Annotated in this window: 17 protein-coding genes; 11 read left to right on the forward strand and 6 right to left on the reverse strand. The window is 32.6% G+C overall.

Going from position 1 to position 18,182, the window contains the following annotated elements:
• Position 1: 1 nt before the first annotated feature.
• The 3 genes from QGM60_RS15475 to QGM60_RS15485 all read right to left on the reverse strand — a co-directional run bounded on the left by QGM60_RS15475 (position 2) and on the right by QGM60_RS15485 (position 3,329).
• The gene (locus QGM60_RS15475; RefSeq protein WP_281141159.1) at positions 2-1,729 is read right to left on the reverse strand and encodes a phospho-sugar mutase; all 1,728 of its coding nucleotides are present in this window, start codon (positions 1,727-1,729) and stop codon (positions 2-4) included.
• 89 nt (positions 1,730-1,818) lie between these two features.
• Complete coding sequence (locus QGM60_RS15480; RefSeq protein WP_281141160.1) at positions 1,819-2,760, reverse strand: glycosyltransferase family 2 protein; 942 nt, start codon at positions 2,758-2,760, stop codon at positions 1,819-1,821.
• A gap of 56 nt (positions 2,761-2,816) precedes the next feature.
• Positions 2,817-3,329, reverse strand: coding sequence for a DUF4199 domain-containing protein (locus QGM60_RS15485; RefSeq protein WP_281141161.1), 513 nt, complete (start codon positions 3,327-3,329; stop codon positions 2,817-2,819).
• A 162-nt stretch (positions 3,330-3,491) separates the two neighbouring features.
• Here QGM60_RS15485 and QGM60_RS15490 point away from each other — a divergent pair, with 162 nt between their 5' ends.
• The 4 genes from QGM60_RS15490 (at position 3,492) to QGM60_RS15505 (ending at position 6,307) form a co-directional block, all read left to right on the forward strand.
• Positions 3,492-3,743 (forward strand): type B 50S ribosomal protein L31, encoded by a 252-nt coding sequence (locus QGM60_RS15490; protein WP_281141162.1) that lies wholly within the window; start codon positions 3,492-3,494, stop codon positions 3,741-3,743.
• Between the two features lie 117 nt (positions 3,744-3,860).
• Positions 3,861-5,036, forward strand: coding sequence for a GlmU family protein (locus QGM60_RS15495; protein WP_281141163.1), 1,176 nt, complete (start codon positions 3,861-3,863; stop codon positions 5,034-5,036).
• Between the two features lie 15 nt (positions 5,037-5,051).
• Positions 5,052-5,957, forward strand: a complete 906-nt coding sequence (locus QGM60_RS15500) for a hypothetical protein (protein ID WP_281141164.1) — start codon at positions 5,052-5,054, stop codon at positions 5,955-5,957.
• A 41-nt stretch (positions 5,958-5,998) separates the two neighbouring features.
• A complete protein-coding gene (locus tag QGM60_RS15505) occupies positions 5,999-6,307 on the forward strand; it encodes a hypothetical protein (RefSeq protein WP_281141165.1) in 309 nt (102 codons plus the stop codon).
• A gap of 80 nt (positions 6,308-6,387) precedes the next feature.
• On the opposite strand, the gene QGM60_RS15510 is transcribed toward QGM60_RS15505, so the two are convergent.
• Positions 6,388-8,034, reverse strand: coding sequence for an ABC transporter substrate-binding protein (locus QGM60_RS15510; RefSeq protein ID WP_281141166.1), 1,647 nt, complete (start codon positions 8,032-8,034; stop codon positions 6,388-6,390).
• 107 nt (positions 8,035-8,141) lie between these two features.
• On the opposite strand from QGM60_RS15510, the gene mtaB reads away from it, so the two are divergent.
• Positions 8,142-9,470 carry a tRNA (N(6)-L-threonylcarbamoyladenosine(37)-C(2))-methylthiotransferase MtaB gene (gene mtaB / locus QGM60_RS15515; protein WP_281141167.1) on the forward strand — a complete coding sequence of 443 codons (1,329 nt, stop codon included), beginning with the start codon at positions 8,142-8,144 and terminating at the stop codon, positions 9,468-9,470.
• A gap of 53 nt (positions 9,471-9,523) precedes the next feature.
• Here the strand turns inward: mtaB and QGM60_RS15520 are convergent, their stop codons facing one another.
• Positions 9,524-9,820, reverse strand: a complete 297-nt coding sequence (locus QGM60_RS15520) for an N-acetyltransferase (protein ID WP_281141168.1) — start codon at positions 9,818-9,820, stop codon at positions 9,524-9,526.
• Between the two features lie 175 nt (positions 9,821-9,995).
• Between QGM60_RS15520 and QGM60_RS15525 the strand changes: the two genes are divergently transcribed.
• The 4 genes from QGM60_RS15525 (at position 9,996) to QGM60_RS15540 (ending at position 14,273) form a co-directional block, all read left to right on the forward strand.
• Positions 9,996-10,661 carry an alpha/beta hydrolase gene (locus tag QGM60_RS15525; protein WP_281141169.1) on the forward strand — a complete coding sequence of 222 codons (666 nt, stop codon included), beginning with the start codon at positions 9,996-9,998 and terminating at the stop codon, positions 10,659-10,661.
• A gap of 46 nt (positions 10,662-10,707) precedes the next feature.
• Positions 10,708-11,643, forward strand: coding sequence for a lytic transglycosylase domain-containing protein (locus QGM60_RS15530; RefSeq protein ID WP_281141170.1), 936 nt, complete (start codon positions 10,708-10,710; stop codon positions 11,641-11,643).
• A gap of 8 nt (positions 11,644-11,651) precedes the next feature.
• Positions 11,652-13,100, forward strand: coding sequence for a cardiolipin synthase (gene cls, locus QGM60_RS15535; protein WP_281141171.1), 1,449 nt, complete (start codon positions 11,652-11,654; stop codon positions 13,098-13,100).
• Between the two features lie 90 nt (positions 13,101-13,190).
• Complete coding sequence (locus tag QGM60_RS15540; protein WP_281141172.1) at positions 13,191-14,273, forward strand: T9SS type A sorting domain-containing protein; 1,083 nt, start codon at positions 13,191-13,193, stop codon at positions 14,271-14,273.
• Positions 14,274-14,275: 2 nt separating this feature from the next.
• On the opposite strand, the gene QGM60_RS15545 is transcribed toward QGM60_RS15540, so the two are convergent.
• A complete protein-coding gene (locus tag QGM60_RS15545) occupies positions 14,276-14,854 on the reverse strand; it encodes a DUF2892 domain-containing protein (protein ID WP_281141173.1) in 579 nt (192 codons plus the stop codon).
• 159 nt (positions 14,855-15,013) lie between these two features.
• On the opposite strand from QGM60_RS15545, the gene rpmH reads away from it, so the two are divergent.
• Both rpmH and carB read left to right on the forward strand, forming a co-directional pair.
• Complete coding sequence (gene rpmH / locus QGM60_RS15550; RefSeq protein WP_281141174.1) at positions 15,014-15,175, forward strand: 50S ribosomal protein L34; 162 nt, start codon at positions 15,014-15,016, stop codon at positions 15,173-15,175.
• Positions 15,176-15,273: 98 nt separating this feature from the next.
• On the forward strand, positions 15,274-18,126 hold the full coding sequence (carB, locus tag QGM60_RS15555; protein WP_281141175.1) for a carbamoyl-phosphate synthase large subunit: 2,853 nt from the start codon (positions 15,274-15,276) through the stop codon (positions 18,124-18,126).
• Positions 18,127-18,182: the final 56 nt, after the last annotated feature.

Below are 18,182 nucleotides of genomic sequence, written 5' to 3' on the forward strand. Positions count from 1 at the left end.
ACTATAAATTCATATCCTTTAGGATAGCGTCAATCTTATTTTCCAATTCTTGTTCCGTTTTGGCGAAATCAGACACATTGTCAAGATCTGTGTTTACACTGATATAGAATTTAATTTTTGGTTCAGTACCACTTGGTCTTAATGCTATTTTGCTACCTTCCTCTGTATAATAGATTAAAACGTTTGATTTTGGGATATCAATAGCAGTCTCTTCTTGTGTTTGAAGATTTTTTGCAGTCGACGTTTGATAATCTTCAATAAGAACTACTTTTTCACCATTAATTTCTTTTAATGGATTATTTCTAGCATCAATCATCATTTGTTTTATTTCTTGAGCACCTTCAATACCTTTTTTAGTAAGAGATATTAAACGCTCCTTAAAGAAACCGTGTTCAACATATAAGTCAATTAATTTTTGATATAATGTTTTCCCTTCAGCTTTTGCTTGGGCTGCAATTTCACAAGCCAAAAGGGTAGAAGTAACAGCATCTTTATCTCTTACAAAATCACCAACCATATAACCAAAGCTTTCTTCACCACCTCCGATAAAGTCCATCTCAGGGAAATCTTTAATCATTTTGGCAATCCATTTAAAGCCTGTAAGTCCAATTTTACATTCAACATTATAAGCATTTGCTAAAGCGGTCATCATTGGAGTAGATACAATTGTAGAACCTACAAACTGGTTGCCGTTAATTTTGCCTTCTTTTTTCCATTGTTTTAAAAGGAAATCTGTCATTAAAATCATGGTTTGATTCCCGTTAAGAATCACCAATTCACCTTCAAGGTTACGAACAACAACACCCAAACGATCACAGTCAGGATCTGTACCAATGACAATATCTCCATCAACTTTTTCGGCTAGTTCCATAGCCATTTTTAAAGCTTCTGGTTCTTCAGGATTTGGAGAAACCACGGTTGGAAAATTACCGTTTGGCTCACGTTGTTCTTCAACAATATTAACATTGGTGTAACCAGCGCGTTTTAAGGTTTCTGGGATTGCCATGATTGATGTGCCATGAAGTGAAGTGAAAACAATATTTAGGTTTTCTTTAGCTTCTTTTGAGGTTTCAAAACTTCCATTTTTAATTGAGTTTTCAATAAAAACATCGTCTACATCTTTTCCTATATATTGAATTAGGTCTGAATTAGCTTCAAATTTAATCTCAGAATAATCCAATTTATTTATTTCAGCAATAATTTCTCCGTCTTGTGGTGGTACTAATTGTCCGCCATCTTGCCAATACACTTTATAACCGTTGTATTCTGGTGGGTTATGAGATGCTGTCAATACAATGCCACAATGGCAATTTAAATGCTTTAAAGCAAAAGATAATTCTGGCGTAGGTCTTAAATCTTCAAATAAATATACCTGAATCCCATTTGCAGAAAATACGTCAGCAACAACTTTTCCGAAAGTCTGACTATTATGTCTGCAATCGTAAGCAATAGCTACTTTCACAGTTTCGTTAGGAAAGGATGCATTTAGGTAATTACTAAGGCCTTGCGTGTTTTTTCCTAATGTATATTTATTGATACGATTTGTACCAAGTCCCATGATACCTCGCATTCCACCAGTTCCAAATTCTAAATTTTTGTAAAAGCTCTCTTCTAATTCCTTAGGATTAGATGCAATTAAATTTTTAATTTGTTCTTGAGTTTCACTATCAAAAGCAGGTGTTAACCATGCATTAACGCTCTCTAAAATTTCTGGTTTTATGTGAATCATGATATAATTATTGTTGTTTTATACAAAAATAAACATTTAGGCTGTTACTAATGAGTAACAGCACTTTAAAATACGATGAAATTTACGGGTTAAAATTCTTCTTTAACGAAATAACGCTGTTGTTGCCTTTTAGTTCTTAAAATGAGTTCGCCTAAAAAACCAGCGATAAAAAATTGAGAACCTATAATCATGGTTGAAAGCGCTATGTAGAATTGTGGACGGTCAGTAATAAGTCTTCCTGTTGGGTTGATAAACAATTTATCTACACCTAAGTAAAAAGCAAAGCCGAAACCAATAATAAACATTATAACACCAAGCGAACCAAATAAGTGCATTGGTCGTCTACCAAAACGAGAAATAAACCAAATGGTGATTAAATCTAAAAAACCATTTATAAATCGGTTCATACCAAATTTGGTTTTGCCATACTTTCTAGCTTGATGTTTTACGACCTTTTCACCAATATTTATAAACCCAGCATTTTTTGCCAAAACAGGGATATATCGATGCATTTCTCCATAAACATCAATATGCTTCACAACTTGGTTGCTATAGGCTTTAAGACCACAATTGAAATCATTAAGCGTTACACCAGAAGTTTTTCTGGCAGCCCAATTAAATAGTTTTGAAGGTAAATTTTTAGAGAAATAAGAATCGAAACGTTTCTTTTTCCAACCAGAAACCAAATCGAATTTCTCTTCTGAAATCATTTGATACAATTCTGGAATCTCTTCAGGATTATCCTGTAAATCGGCATCCATGGTTATAACAACATTTCCTTCGGCTTTTGCAAAACCAGCGTGTAAGGCCTGAGATTTTCCAAAGTTTTTCAGAAAACGAATGCCCTTAACGTTGGGATTAGCTTCTGAAAGTTTTGTTATAATTTGCCAAGAATCATCAGTACTACCATCGTCAATAAAGATAATTTCATAAGAAAACGAATTGGATTGCATCACAGATACAATCCAATCGTGTAGTTCTTTTAAAGATTCTTCTTCGTTAAGTAGTGGTATAACTACTGATATATTCATATTTTGAATGGTCTAAATTCTAGACTTCAAAAATAAGTAAATTATTTAAGCAGATTTTATCGGTCATTTTTCATGATTAATCCAGCAATTAAGGAAACAATTAGACCAAAGATTAAAGACCCTAAAATTGAAGATAGACTAAAGAATGTAGAGTTCATAAAAAGGTTGCTAATGCTCATAGCTTGTTCTATTTGTTCATCTGTCATGTTAGGGTTTTGTTCAATCATTTGGTTGTAGGCTGTTTCTTTTTGCATTTCTATAAACTCTGGATAGATAAATTCATAATGCACATACGAATAAATAGCGGTTATAACACCTGCAATAACAGCAATAGCAAGACCAACTTTTATAGCTTGTCCTAGCGAGAGTATATTGGCGTTAGCAGTTTTAAAAGCTTTAATACCGTAAACAAAAATCAATATGCTTACAACAACGCTTATTGAAGATAGAATCCAATTTTTGTCCATATTTGCAACATACATAATTATTAATCCTGCTATACTTAGTAAAGCTGAGTATAATCCATAAGTATATGCTATGGGCTTAATTGAAGGTGTTTGATGTTCCATAATAAAGTTGATTTAATTAGTTAATTGCTTAGTTAGTATTCAAAGATAACTAAATGTTACACTAAATTGATTGAAATAAAATTTTATAAAAACATTGTGCAATAATAAAATTTGCTTAAATTTGCACCTCGAAAAAATCGAATTATTTTAAAGCATTTAGTGATGAAAGCAGGAATACATCCAGAAAATTATAGAATAGTAGCGTTCAAAGATATGTCTAACGATGATGTATTTTTAAGCAAGTCTACTGCAAATACAAATGAAACTATTGAAGTTGATGGTGTAGAATATCCATTAGTTAAGTTGGAAATCTCTAGAACATCACACCCTTACTACACTGGTAAATCTAAATTAGTAGATACAGCTGGTCGTATTGATAAGTTCAAAAACAAATACGCAAAGTTTAAAAAATAAGCTTAAGTATATCAAAATATTAAAAAGCCTTTCTGATAAAGAAAGGCTTTTTTGTTTTCGGCAATTAGGTTATTTTTGAAATCATAACCATGAATGACTTCTAACTTTAAACACACTATGAATTATATTCTTTTTGATGGTCCATATCGCAATAATCTATTGCCATTCACATTTACAAGACCAGTTGCAGATCTTAGAGTTGGAATACTAACTATTCGCCAAAAATGGGAATCGTATTTGGAGTATACCACAACAACGGTTACAGAAGATTATTTGTCTGATAAGTTTCCGATGATTGAAATGGAAGAAAATATTATGATTAATGCTTCTTTTCTTCCAAATCTTGAAGTTATTGAAGTTGTGAAGAGTCTTGAAGAAAACCAAGCTTTGTTTAAAGATGAAGATGTTATTGCGTTTTTTGCTAAGGAAGGAGAAGAGGTTACAGATTTTTCAAAGTTTGAAACTGTTGAGTTTGATGGTGAGATTATTAAAATTGAACATACTTGGGATATTTTTGCCAAAAATGGAGAAGCTTTGGCCGAAGATTTTAATCTTATAACTAAAGGTAGAAAGTCACAACCTATCCCTTCAACTGTAAGTACTATAAATCCTGATGATATTTTTATAGAGCCTGGAGCAACACTAAATTTTGCAATTCTCAATGCGAGTTCTGGTCCAATTTATATTGGTAGAGATTCAGAAGTTATGGAAGGCTCAATTGTTAGAGGCCCTTTTGCTTTGTGCGACCATGCAACATTAAAACTGGGTGCAAAGATCTATGGTCCAACAACCATTGGTCCTCACAGTAAAGTTGGTGGTGAGGTTAATAATTCTGTAATTTTCGGATATTCCAACAAAGGACATGATGGTTTTTTGGGAAATTCTGTCTTAGGTGAATGGTGTAATCTTGGTGCAGATTCTAATAATAGTAATCTTAAAAATAATTATGCTGAAGTAAGACTTTGGGATTATCAAACCGAAGGTTTTGCTAAAACAGGATTACAGTTTTGTGGACTTATGATGGGAGACCACAGTAAATGTGGAATTAATACCATGTTTAATACTGGTACAGTTGTTGGTGTTAGTGCTAACATATTCGGAAGTGGTTTTCCACGCAATTTTGTGCCTAGTTTTTCTTGGGGAGGAAGTAAAGGTTTTGTCACTTACAAGACCAGTAAAGCTTTTGAAGTTGCGGAAGTGGTAATGGCAAGAAGAGATGAAGAGTTTTCAGAAAAAGACAAAGCTATTTTAGAATATGTGTTCGAAGAAACTAAAAAATATAGAAGAGAATAGAAATAATTTAGAATCATGAAAACCAAATTTACCCTATTATTAGTATTGCTTAGCCTAAATTCTACATTTTCCCAGAGTAAAGATGTAGAATTAAAACAGCTTAAGATAAATAACGACTTGGATCACTTTGCTGCGCGTGTCGTTGGTCAAAAAATATACTTTAGCTCAAATCTTGTGAATAGAAGAGAAAAACCGCTTAAAGATAACTTTGGACAAAGTATTTATGGTTTGTATGAAGGTGAGTTTGATGGTGAGGGTGAAATTACCAATGTAAAACCTATTGAAAAAATGGAGATAGGAACATTTAATATGTCTATTGCGACGTTTTCAAGTGATGGGAAGTACATGTATTTTACCTCTAATGCAGACAGAAAAGCTGAAAATAAAATTAAAGGCTATAACACACGAAACCTTATAATTCAACGTGCAGAATATATTGAGGGCAGAGGTTGGGTAAACTTCACAACTTTACCTTTTTGTAATCCTGAAAATAATTTTGGTCATCCAGCTTTGAGTCCAGACGGTTCTACGCTTTACTTTTTTGCTGACCTAAAAGGTAAAAAAGGAAAGTCAGATCTTTACAAAGTATCGGTATCTAACCATGAAACCTATGGCGAGGTAGAGCGTCTTAATGATTCAATAAATTCTTCTAGGTCTGAAGGCTACCCTTTTGTAAGTGCAGATAACAAATTATATTTCACTTCTGATAGAAGAGGTGGAAAAGGAGGTTTGGATATTTACGTGTACGATTTAGAGTCTGATGATGAAAATCAAGAAGCAGTATGCTTAGATGACCCAATTAATACTATTGGTGACGACTTTTCATTCTTTTTAAATGACGATTTAACTACAGGTTATCTTTCTTCAAGAAGAACAAGAGGTGAAGGTGGTGATGATTTGTACTATTTCAATAAGTTTTAAAAATGAAAATTACTCTCAGAATTTTTTGTGTAATTACTTTTATGACGTTGGTTAATTATACTAATGCTCAGAGAGATGTAAATCAAGATGAAATTATCGGATTTGCATGTAACTATGCTGGAAGCCCTTCAGAGACTGTATTAAAATATTTCAAAAAATTGATTGATAAAGATTATAAGTGGATTTCAAATCAATTATCATCTAACAATAATGCAGAGAGATATATGTCTGTTCTTTCATTGGAAAAACTAACAGATCTGAACAAATATGAATTATCGGAAGATGAAGCAAAACTTATTAATAAAGTTAAAAAATCTGAAGGCTTGGTTTACGTATGCAGTTGGTTGTAGTTATTTTGAATCATTTAGTCTAAACGAGTTGTTTAATGAAGATGTGTCAACCTATGGTAAAGAATATTTAGAAAGAATTATCAATCAGATAAAAGATTAGTAGTTTTTTTAACTGATTTCAATTCCAACAAATTAGTAGCATTAATCCCAAGACCCTTTATCTCTTTTCTAGTAAAACGGACAACTTCATCATAAAACATTGGTACAATAGGAGCTGAACTCATAATCAGCGAATCCATTTTAGTATAGAGTTGAGCTCTAATTTTGGGGTCTGTTTCTAGATAAGCGGCTTCATACAATTTATCGAATGTATCGTTTGAGTAATGTGTATAATTTGGTCCGTTTGGAGCAAAATTCTTACTGTAATAAAGTGATAAATAGTTTTCAGCATCAGGATAATCAGCAATCCAGCTGGCTCTGAAAAAATCGAGTTGGCCATTGGCTTTAGCGTCTTTTAAACTCGATGCAGGAATCACATCTACATTGACATTGATTCCAATCTTCTGTATTTCACGTTGAATAAATTCACAAAAGCTAAGGTAATTACTGGTTGTAGTCAAAGTGACTTTAGGATTTTGAATACCAGTTTCAGCTTTAAATTCTAAAAGTAATTGCTTTGCTTTTTCAGGTTGGTAGGTAAATCCTATTGAATCGTCATAACCAGGAAGTCCTTTTGGGATAAATCCTCCATAAGCAGGTATGCCAATCCCGTTTCTTAAATATGTCATCATTTTTGCTCTGTCAAAACCATAATTTATGGCTTTTCTTAACTTTTGAGACTGAATTTCTGAGATTTCAGTTTCCATAAAAAAGGCTAAATACTCAGTGTTTAAGTATGGACCTCTAATCATATTTACATCTTCAGCATAAAGAGGTCTTAACTGACCTTCAGCGGTTAAAATTTCGTCTTTGTATGAAGCATCTAAACCTGAGACAAAATCAATATTACCTTGAGCAAATTGTAAAAACTCACTTTGTTTGTCTGGAAGAAATGTTATGGCAATGGCTTCGAGGTAAGGTAACTGTTTGCCATTATTGTCTACTTCAAAATAATTATTATTCCGTCTAAAAACGAGTTTTATGTTTTCTTCCCAACGCTTAAATTTAAAAGGACCAGTGCCAATTGGGTTAGATCTAAATTCGCTACCGTAATGCTCAACAATTTCTTTAGGCACAACTGAGCAATATTTCATAGTTAACAACCCTAAAAATGCAGGAAAAGGTTGTTTTAATTTTATTTGAAATGTAGAGTCATTTACCGCATAAAAATTTTCAACCTTATTGAGAACCCAGCTTCCAGGAGAAGCAATGGCTTTGTCTCTTAATCTGTTGAAACTATATTCAAAGTCTGATGCTTTTACTGTTCTTGTAGAATCTTGGTTACTGAGCGATGTCGAAGTGCTAAACAATTGATGCTTATGGAAATAAACATCTTTCTTTAGGTTAAAAGTGTATGTTTTAGCGCTATCTGTAATGGTCCAATCTTTTGCAATACAAGCTTTAACGTTGAGTTGGTCATCCATTTGTACCAATCCATTAAATAACTGGTGTGTAGCCCAAATATCGGCAAGGTCTTTAGAAAAAGCAGGGTCTAAAGAGCCTATATTTTTGTGTTCATTATATCTAAAGACGAGATGATCTTGATTAGATTTTCGTTTAGATGAGCAATTGCATAGCAACAACGGAATTATAATCAATATGAATAACGAGTTATTCAGTTTTAGCATATTAGTATAATGTTGTAAATTTGCAGCCACAAAAACTAAATGTACTTTTGGTTTTAAATGCTAAAGGTAAATTTAAAAAGCCCCTGAAACAAATTCAGGATAAAAAAATGGAAACAAAAAAAGTAGCGTTTTATACTTTAGGTTGTAAGCTTAACTTTTCTGAAACTTCTACAATTGCAAGAAGTTTTAAAGACGAAGGTTTTGATCGTGTAGATTTTAATGAAAATGCAGATATCTATGTTATAAATACCTGTTCTGTTACCGAAAATGCAGATAAGCGATTTAAAACGATTGTAAAGCAAGCTCAAAAAACTAATCCAGATGCTTTTGTTGCTGCCATTGGTTGTTATGCGCAGCTCAAGCCTGAAGAGTTAGCTGATGTTGATGGTGTTGATTTGGTTTTGGGTGCAACAGAGAAATTTAAACTCACGAGTTATCTTAATGATTTGTCTAAAAACGATCAAGGTGAAGTACATAGTTGCGAGATCAACGAGGCGGATTTTTATGTAGGTTCTTATTCAATAGGTGATAGAACCAGAGCATTTTTAAAAGTGCAAGACGGTTGTGATTATAAATGTACCTATTGTACAATTCCTTTGGCTAGAGGTATTTCAAGAAGTGATACCATGAACAATGTTCTGAAAAATGCAAAGGAAATTTCAGAACAAGATATAAAAGAAATAGTACTCACAGGAGTTAATATTGGTGATTATGGAAAAGGTGAATTTGGTAATAAAAAGCACGAACACACTTTTTTGGATTTAGTTACTGAACTAGATAAAGTTGAAGGTATAGAAAGGTTAAGAATTTCTTCTATAGAACCAAATTTATTAAAGAATGAAACTATAGAATTGGTTTCAGAATCACGAGCATTTGTACCGCATTTTCATGTGCCATTACAAAGTGGAAGTAATGATATTCTTAAAAAAATGAAGCGTCGTTATATGCGAGAATTGTATATGGATCGTGTTTCTAAAATAAAAGAAGTAATGCCGCATGCATGTATAGGTGTTGATGTTATTGTTGGTTTTCCAGGAGAAACAGATGAACATTTTCTAGAAACCTATAATTTCTTGAATGATTTAGATATTTCATATTTGCATGTTTTTACCTATTCAGAGAGAGATAATACCGAAGCTGCTCAAATGAATGGAGTAGTACCTAAAAAAGTACGCTCTAAACGTAGTAAGATGTTACGTGGCTTATCGGCTAAAAAGCGTAGAGCATTTTATGAGGAGCAGTTAAACTCTACAAGAACAGTGTTGTTTGAAGGTGAAAATAAAGAAGGATATATTCATGGTTTTACAGAAAACTATGTAAAGGTTAAAGCTCCATGGAATCCGGAATTGGTTAATACGCTTCATGAAGTAGAGCTCACTAAAATAGATGAAGACGGATTAGTGAGATTCGATTTTATAAAAGAACTAGCAAGTTAATAAACAAAAAGCCGAAGTTTAAACTTCGGCTTTTTGTTTGATTTTCTTAGAAATTATATACGAATACCAACAGGTAACATACGTTTGTACTTTCTGTTTCTTCTAACGAATTTAGCAATTTCAGGACTTGTAGGTACAACACTAATGTTTCGTTCTTTAATGTTGCTAAATACCAAGTCTACAAAGTCTACTTCAAATTCATCAGATTTAATTGCCTCTGGAATAATCATTTTGGTCAAAAATATTTTTCGCTCTTGCAAAGAATACTCAATAACAGCCATGTCATTATCAACCTTTAGTTCAAATTGACGTAAGAAATCGTTATCAATTAGTTCAGCAGTTTCAGTCATAATTCTTTAATTTTAGATTAGCGGTTGGCGTGTAGATACTATGTTTTTCCATAGTTTTGCAATGCAAAGGTACGAAAAATCAATCAAAATCTGAAGTGGAAACTGTTAAAACATTATACAATAGGCGATTGTGAGGTTGATTTAAAGTAGATAATTAAATAAAACTCAAAAAATGATGGAAAATCAGAATTTAACTCATGTTTACCTTATGCCAGGAATGGCTGCTAATCCATCCATTTTTGAGTATATAAAGTTACCAGAAGACAAGTATAAAATCCATTGGTTAGAATGGCAAATGCCACTTAAAGGGGAAACTTTAAGTGAATACGCTAAGCGTATGTGCGAGTTTATTGAGTATGAAGATATTGTTTTACTTGGTGTATCGTTTGGAGGTATGTTGGTTCAAGAAATGAGCAAGTTTATAAAGGTTAAAAAACTATTTGTAGTCTCAAGTATCAAATCACATCACGAACTTCCAAAACGTTTAAAATTCTTAAAACATACAAAAGCATACAAAGTATTACCAACACGATTGGTTGCTAATATTGATTTATTGGCAAAATATGCTTTAGGTGAAACGATTAAGAAACGTGTAGATTTATATAAAAAATACCTTTCGGTTAGTGATACAGCTTATTTAGATTGGGCTATAAAAGAGATTGTTTGTTGGGAACAAGAAGAACCCAATCCAGATGCTATATATATTCACGGAGATAAGGATGTAGTTTTTCCGCATTCTTGTACAGGAAATTGCATTATACTAAAAGGTGGAACACATATTATGATCATAAATAAGTATAAATGGTTTAACGAAAATTTACCAAAACTTATAGAATCTTGAATTTGAAAGTATTGATTAGTTTATTAAATTTAGAAAAAATTAGAAAATGAAATTCTTAAAAAATATTTTGGCAGTGATTGGTGTCATTTCAGTATCAGGAATATTGATATTCTCGATGCAAAAAGCACCATCGGATGATACCATAGGAAAAGAAAAACCAATGGTAAATGATTACAATGTGTATGCGTTAGAAATGCCTGAAGGATTAAATTTTGCAGGGGAACCGGTTCCTGTTGATAATCCAGATATTTACGAGCGTATGGATAGAGAGCTTTTAGTAAATACCTATTGGCAATCTAATGGTTTGTTGATGTTTAAACGTGCGCAAAAGTACTTTCCAATTATTGAGCCTATTCTAAAAAAGAATGGTGTTCCAGATGATTTTAAATATCTAGCAGTAATAGAAAGTGGTTTAACCAATGCTGTTTCACCAGCAGGTGCTACAGGTGTTTGGCAAATAATGAAAGCTACAGGTAGAGAAAATGGATTAGAAGTAAACTCTAATGTTGATGAGCGTTATAATTTAGAAAAGGCAACTGAAGTAGCTTGTGATTATTTAAAGAAGGCAAAAGAAAATCTTGGTTCTTGGACTTTAGCTGCTGCGGCTTATAACGCAGGAAATGCAGGAGTATCTAGAAGATTGAATCAGCAAGATGTTTCAGGTTATTATGACCTGTTATTAGGTGAGGAAACAGGTAGATATGTTTTTAGAATTATAGCACTTAAAGAAATTTTATCTAATCCAGATAAGTATGGTTTTAATTTCAATAAAAGTCATTTATATAAGGAAGTACCGACTTATAAAGTTGAAGTTGATACTGCAGTGACGGACTTTGCGCAATTTGCTAAGAAATTCGGAATTAACTACAAGATTTTAAAACTGCATAATCCTTGGTTAAGAGAAAAGCATCTCAATAACAGTTCTAGAAAACAATATGAAATTGAAATTCCTAAAGCAGGTTATTACAGTACAAAACCATAAATGAATTATTGGAATTTATAAAAGATAATATCTGGAAAATACTCATAGCGCTAAATTATATTTTGGCGCTTTCTGCTGTAGCAACAATACTTTTAAAGAAATTAAACCCAACAAAAGCCCTAAGTTATATCATAGGGCTTTTGGTTTTTCCATTCGTTGGATTGATTTTTTATTACTTATTCGGACAAGAATATAGAAAAACAAAGATTTTCAGTCGAAAAAATGTACTGAACAATTCCGTTGTTAAAAAAATTCAAGAAGAATTAGAACTGGATACCAGAACTATTAATGCTGTTGATGATCTTCTAGATGAAAAATCAAAACTCATACCGTTATTATACAATAATGAAAAGTCTAAGCTAACTATTAATAACTCTGTAAAGATTATTAAAAACGGTGATGATAAGTTTAAGTTGTTGTTTGATGACTTAAAAAAGGCAGAACACCATATTCATTTTGAGTATTTTATTATAAAAGACGATAAGATAGGTACAGAGTTATTTGATATTCTTTGTGATAAGGCAGGTGAAGGAGTTAAAGTAAGAATTGTAATTGATGATGTAGGGAGTTCCATTTCATCAAAAATGAAACGAAGAATCAAGGAATGCGGCATAGAAATGCATTCTTTTATGCCTGTATTATTTTCGAGATTTACTGGTCAAATGAATTATCGCGACCATAGAAAGATTGTGGTTATAGATGGCAAAGTTGGTTATGTTGGTGGAGTAAACATTTCAGATAATTATGTAAATGCTCATAATAAACGCTATTGGAGAGATACTCACCTTAGAGTTGTAGGTGAAGCAGTAAAACCTTTGCAGATTCTGTTTTTTACCTCTTACGATTTTGCTAGTGAAGAAGAATTGGAGATTTCAAAAGACTATTTTCCAGAACATAATTGTAAAGAAAATGTCCCTCTACAAATAGCAGCTAGTGGTCCAGATACCGATTGGTCTAATATTATGGAAGCTGTCTTTGTAGCCATAACTAATGCAGAAGAGTACATCTATATAACCACACCATATTTTATTGCTAATGATGAAATTATTACGGCACTTCAAGTAGCTTCTCGTAGTAATTTAAAGGTGAAAATGATAGTTCCAAAAAAATCAGATTCTTGGATTGCAGAGTATGCAACAAATTCATATTTAGAATCTTTACTGGAAGCAGGTGTAGAAGTTTATCACTACACCAAAGGTTTTGTTCATGCTAAAACTATGGTAATTGATGGTGTATTTAGTTCGATAGGTACAGCAAATATGGATTACAGAAGCTTCAATATTAATTTTGAAGTCAATGCGTTAATCTATAGCAAAGGAGTAAGTAATGAGTTAAAAGATATCTTTCTTGAGGATATTAAAGACTGTGAAAAACTAGAACTAGAATCTTGGCAAAACAGGTCTAAACGAACAAAAATTATAGAAGCTTTAGCACGTCTTTTAGCTCCACTCCTTTAAATAAGTCGTCTTTTTCTCTCAAAAGACTGTTTCCTAAATGAATAAATGCTAGAAATGTTGTAGATTTAAGTTCTAACCAACATTTTTGATATGAAAAAAAATTACTTCTTATTCATTTTAACTACATTATTTTTCAATTTTAGCTTCTCTCAAGAATATATTGCTGTAGCCCAAAATACTTCAGATATAGTATTGCTTCTGGACCCGACGGATGGCAGTGTTGTTGATTATAATTTTATAGATTTGACGTCCTTAGCTGCAGCAACACCTAAAGATATTTTGCAAGTTAATGACGAATTATGGATCTCAGATCAAATTGCAGATAGAATAGACATTTTTGATTTGTCAGGAAGCTACATTAATACTATTAGTAGCTCAATAGGTTTAGATAATATTAGAGGTATGGCTCTTGTAAACGGTGAGGTTTGGGTATGTAACGCAGGTGGAAGTAATGAAGCACCAGGAACGGCGATAGTAAGATTAAATACAGATGGTACATTGATTGGTAGCTTTGCTACACCTAATAGCCCTTTTGATGTTATTGATACAGGAACGGAAGCTATAATAAGTTTTATTTCTTCAAACTCTATTGAAAGATATGATTACAGCGGAAATAGTTTGTCAACCATAACAACTTCTGTTAATTTTCCTCAACAATTACAATATAATAGCAGCGATAATTCAATTTATGTAACAGGGTTTAGTAGTCCAAGTGGACTTTATAAATTTGATGTTGCTACAGGAACTCAGCAATATTACTCGAGTGTCGTTTCAAGTTTGCGTGGAGTAATAGAATTAGATAATGGCGAATTTTTAGTATCCAATAGTTCAGGTGTATTTAGTTTAGATACAGGGTCTAATACTTCTACAAGTATAATTTCAGGGTCATCACAATACTTTACGAGAGTAGATTTAACTCCTTTAAGTATTGAGGAAGAGACATTAGAAAGCTTCGGCCTATATCCCAATCCGGCAAAAAACTTTTTGAATATTAAAGCTAATGTTCAGTTTAATAAAATTGTGATAAGCAATTCACTTGGTCAGACAGTATCTACTTTAGATGCGGAATCTAATCAAGATGAAATTGATATAAGTCAACTCAATTCAGGAATATACATAGTTACCTTAGAAAGCGATACAGGTAAGCAGGTAAAGAAATTTATTAAGAATTAGATCTATCGTCTACTTCTTCTATTTTGTCTTGCTGAAGTTGGCTGACCATAATGTTGTCTTGGGATAGAAGCCTTTTTCATTTGTTGCTTCATCATCTTTATTTGGTCAGCTAGCATATCCCTTTTGTCAAGCTTTTCAGCTTCGGCTAATAATTTTTGAGCTTCTTGCTTTCTTCTTTTAGAAAAAGCAATACCAGCTAAATTTAACTTAGCCATCGCTAAGTCATGATCCATAGACAAACCTAAACTAACAGCATTTTTGAAATACTTTTCAGCTTCATTCATATTGGTTTGAGAAACCATAATACCATTTAAATAGCTTAAATAACCTTGTTGCTTTTTTACAAGGGCACCTTCCGGATTTTTGATTTTGTCTAACCATTTTTTAGCACCTTCAAAATCCTGTTTTCTCAATTTTAAAAACGCAAGAAGTATAAACTCGTTTTTAAAGTATAAAAAGATAAATATTAAAGAAAGTAAAATAAACATAATGCCGTTCCCAATGTAGCCTTCTATAAATTGATAGATAGCATAACCAATAATAAGGACAGCAATAGCAAGTTTTATATTTTTATTGAACATTATTCTATATTATTTTTGAGGTGAGCAAAGGTAATAAAAACAAATAGAAATATTTTTATTTTAGTACTTGCTAAAGTAAAAACTTGTTGTATATTTGCACCCAGTTTTGAGATACCGCTCAATTAATTAAAGAAAATTAGTTTTAAAAAAATATAAGTCATGCCAAAAAGAACGTTTCAGCCGTCAAAAAGAAAGAGAAGAAACAAGCACGGTTTCAGAGAAAGAATGGCTTCTGTTAACGGAAGAAAAGTTTTAGCACGTAGAAGAGCTAAAGGTAGAAAGAGATTATCTGTATCTTCAGAATCAAGACATAAGAAATAATGATTAACAATTGTTGATATTTTAAAGGTGTTACTTAGGTGTAACGCCTTTTTTTATACCTAATTCATAACTATTTTTGCACACCAAAACATACTCTCATGCCAAAGAATAAAAACATCAAATCTATTTTACTTATAGGATCAGGACCAATAGTTATTGGTCAAGCTTGCGAATTCGATTATTCAGGTTCACAAGCCTTAAGATCTTTAAGAGAAGACGGGATTGAAACAATCCTTATCAATTCAAACCCAGCAACAATCATGACAGATCCAACAATGGCCGATCATGTATACTTGTTGCCTCTAACTACAAAATCTTTAGTTAAAATATTAAAGGAACACCCTCAAATTGATGCGGTTTTACCAACAATGGGTGGCCAAACAGCTTTAAACTTATGTATTGAAGCTGATGAAAAAGGAATTTGGGAAGATTTTGGAGTTAAAATCATCGGAGTAGATATCGATGCTATTAATATTACCGAAGACAGAGAGAAATTTAGAGAGTTAATGTTGAAAATAGGTGTTGGTATGGCACCACAGGCAACGGCAACTTCATTTTTAAAAGGAAAAGAAATTGCTCAAGAATTCGGATTTCCATTATGCATTAGAGCATCTTTTACCTTAGGAGGAGCAGGTGCTTCTATTGTCTATAATGAAGAGGAATTTGATGAATCACTAACTAGAGGTTTGGAAATTTCACCAATCCACGAAGTAATGATTGATAAAGCTATGATGGGTTGGAAAGAGTATGAGTTAGAGCTTCTTCGTGATAGAAATGATAACGTGGTTATTATTTGTACTATCGAAAATATGGATCCAATGGGAATTCATACAGGTGACTCAATAACTGTAGCACCAGCAATGACATTATCTGATAGAACATTCCAAAAAATGCGTGATATGGCAATTCATATGATGCGTAGTATTGGTGACTTTGCAGGTGGTTGTAATGTTCAATTCGCGGTGAGTCCTGATGAAGAAGAGGAAATCATTGCAATTGAGATTAACCCACGTGTATCTCGTTCTTCGGCATTGGCAAGTAAAGCTACGGGTTATCCTATTGCTAAAATTGCAGCCAAGTTAGCTTTAGGTTACACTTTAGATGAATTAAATAACCAAATTACTAAATCAACTTCAGCCTTATTTGAACCTACATTAGACTACGTTATTGTAAAAATACCACGTTGGAATTTTGATAAGTTTGAAGGTTCTGATAGAACTTTAGGTCTTCAAATGAAAGCAGTTGGTGAGGTTATGGCAATCGGTCGTTCGTTCCAAGAAGCATTACACAAAGCAACGCAATCTTTAGAAATTAAGCGTAACGGTTTAGGTGCTGATGGTAGAGGTTATACGAATTACGATGAGGTCATAGATAAATTAACACATGCAAGTTGGGACCGTGTATTTGTGATTTATGATGCGATACAGATGGGAATTCCTTTGAGTCGAATTCATGATATTACAAAAATCGATATGTGGTTCTTAAAGCAATATGAAGAGCTTTTCCACCTTGAAAAAGAAATTTCAACTTATAATATTGACAATATTGATAGAGAATTATTGTTGGAAGCTAAACAAAAAGGCTATGGTGATAGACAAATCGCCCATATGCTAAAATGTTTAGAAAGTGAAGTTTACAATAAAAGAAGAGATTTAAAGATTAATAGAGTTTATAAATTGGTAGATACATGTGCTGCTGAATTTAAAGCTCAAACACCTTACTACTATTCTACTTTTGAGAGTGAAGTGGAAACTGCAGATGGTACTGTAACAGTAGCCAATGAAAGTTTAGTAACGGATAAGAAAAAAATCATAGTACTAGGTTCTGGACCTAACCGTATAGGTCAAGGTATAGAGTTTGATTATTGTTGTGTACATGGTGTATTAGCAGCAGCAGAATGTGGTTATGAAACCATAATGATAAACTGTAACCCAGAAACGGTTTCTACAGATTTTGACACAGCTGATAAACTTTATTTTGAACCAGTTTTCTGGGAACATATTTATGATATCATTCAACATGAAAAACCAGAAGGAGTTATTGTACAGTTAGGTGGTCAGACCGCTCTTAAACTTGCAGAAAAGCTTGATAGATATGGTGTAAAGATCATGGGTACAAGTTTCCAGTCTTTAGATTTAGCTGAAGACAGAGGAAGTTTCTCAACCTTATTGAAAGAAAATAATATTCCTTATCCAAAATTTGACGTTGCAGAAACTGCTGATCAAGCTTTGGCTATTGCAGATGTGTTAGATTTTCCAATTTTGGTAAGACCTTCTTATGTACTAGGTGGTCAAGGGATGAAAATTGTCATCAATAAAAAGGAATTAGAAGAGCATGTTATTGATTTATTGAAATCGATTCCTGGAAATAAATTACTTCTAGATCATTATTTGGATGGAGCAATAGAAGCTGAAGCAGATGCTATTTGTGATGGAGAAAATGTTTATATCATTGGTATTATGGAACATATTGAACCATGCGGAATTCACTCTGGTGATAGTAATGCAACATTGCCACCTTTCAATTTAGGTGAGTTTGTAATGCAGCAAATCAAAGACCATACTAAAAAGATAGCGTTGGCACTGAATACGGTTGGTTTAATCAATATTCAGTTTGCAATTAAAGATGATATTGTTTATATCATTGAAGCTAACCCAAGAGCATCTCGTACTGTACCTTTTATAGCTAAAGCTTACAAAGAGCCTTACGTTAATTATGCTACAAAAGTAATGTTGGGAGAGAAGAAGGTGTCAGATTTTGACTTTAAACCACAGTTAGATGGTTATGCTATAAAACAACCAGTCTTTTCGTTTAATAAGTTCCCTAATGTAAATAAAAAATTAGGTCCTGAAATGAAGAGTACAGGTGAAAGCATTTTGTTTATCGAAAGTTTAAAGGATGACGAATTTTATGATTTGTATGCAAGAAGAAAAATGTATTTGAGCAAATAATGGCATAATTTTCGATGACGTGTTAAGTATATTAATTAATATTTGCTAACTTAGCA

The sequence above is a fragment of the Winogradskyella sp. SYSU M77433 genome (assembly GCF_029911945.1).
Taxonomy (GTDB): domain Bacteria; phylum Bacteroidota; class Bacteroidia; order Flavobacteriales; family Flavobacteriaceae; genus Winogradskyella.

Coding starts and splice junctions, on each gene's coding strand:
- QGM60_RS15475 (WP_281141159.1), bottom strand. CDS start 1,729: ATGATTCACATAAAACCAGAAATTTTAGAGAGCGTTAATGCATGGTTA.
- QGM60_RS15480 (WP_281141160.1), bottom strand. CDS start 2,760: ATGAATATATCAGTAGTTATACCACTACTTAACGAAGAAGAATCTTTA.
- QGM60_RS15485 (WP_281141161.1), bottom strand. CDS start 3,329: ATGGAACATCAAACACCTTCAATTAAGCCCATAGCATATACTTATGGA.
- QGM60_RS15490 (WP_281141162.1), top strand. CDS start 3,492: ATGAAAGCAGGAATACATCCAGAAAATTATAGAATAGTAGCGTTCAAA.
- QGM60_RS15495 (WP_281141163.1), top strand. CDS start 3,861: ATGAATTATATTCTTTTTGATGGTCCATATCGCAATAATCTATTGCCA.
- QGM60_RS15500 (WP_281141164.1), top strand. CDS start 5,052: ATGAAAACCAAATTTACCCTATTATTAGTATTGCTTAGCCTAAATTCT.
- QGM60_RS15505 (WP_281141165.1), top strand. CDS start 5,999: ATGACGTTGGTTAATTATACTAATGCTCAGAGAGATGTAAATCAAGAT.
- QGM60_RS15510 (WP_281141166.1), bottom strand. CDS start 8,034: ATGCTAAAACTGAATAACTCGTTATTCATATTGATTATAATTCCGTTG.
- mtaB (WP_281141167.1), top strand. CDS start 8,142: ATGGAAACAAAAAAAGTAGCGTTTTATACTTTAGGTTGTAAGCTTAAC.
- QGM60_RS15520 (WP_281141168.1), bottom strand. CDS start 9,820: ATGACTGAAACTGCTGAACTAATTGATAACGATTTCTTACGTCAATTT.
- QGM60_RS15525 (WP_281141169.1), top strand. CDS start 9,996: ATGGAAAATCAGAATTTAACTCATGTTTACCTTATGCCAGGAATGGCT.
- QGM60_RS15530 (WP_281141170.1), top strand. CDS start 10,708: ATGAAATTCTTAAAAAATATTTTGGCAGTGATTGGTGTCATTTCAGTA.
- QGM60_RS15540 (WP_281141172.1), top strand. CDS start 13,191: ATGAAAAAAAATTACTTCTTATTCATTTTAACTACATTATTTTTCAAT.
- QGM60_RS15545 (WP_281141173.1), bottom strand. CDS start 14,854: ATGTTCAATAAAAATATAAAACTTGCTATTGCTGTCCTTATTATTGGT.
- rpmH (WP_281141174.1), top strand. CDS start 15,014: ATGCCAAAAAGAACGTTTCAGCCGTCAAAAAGAAAGAGAAGAAACAAG.
- carB (WP_281141175.1), top strand. CDS start 15,274: ATGCCAAAGAATAAAAACATCAAATCTATTTTACTTATAGGATCAGGA.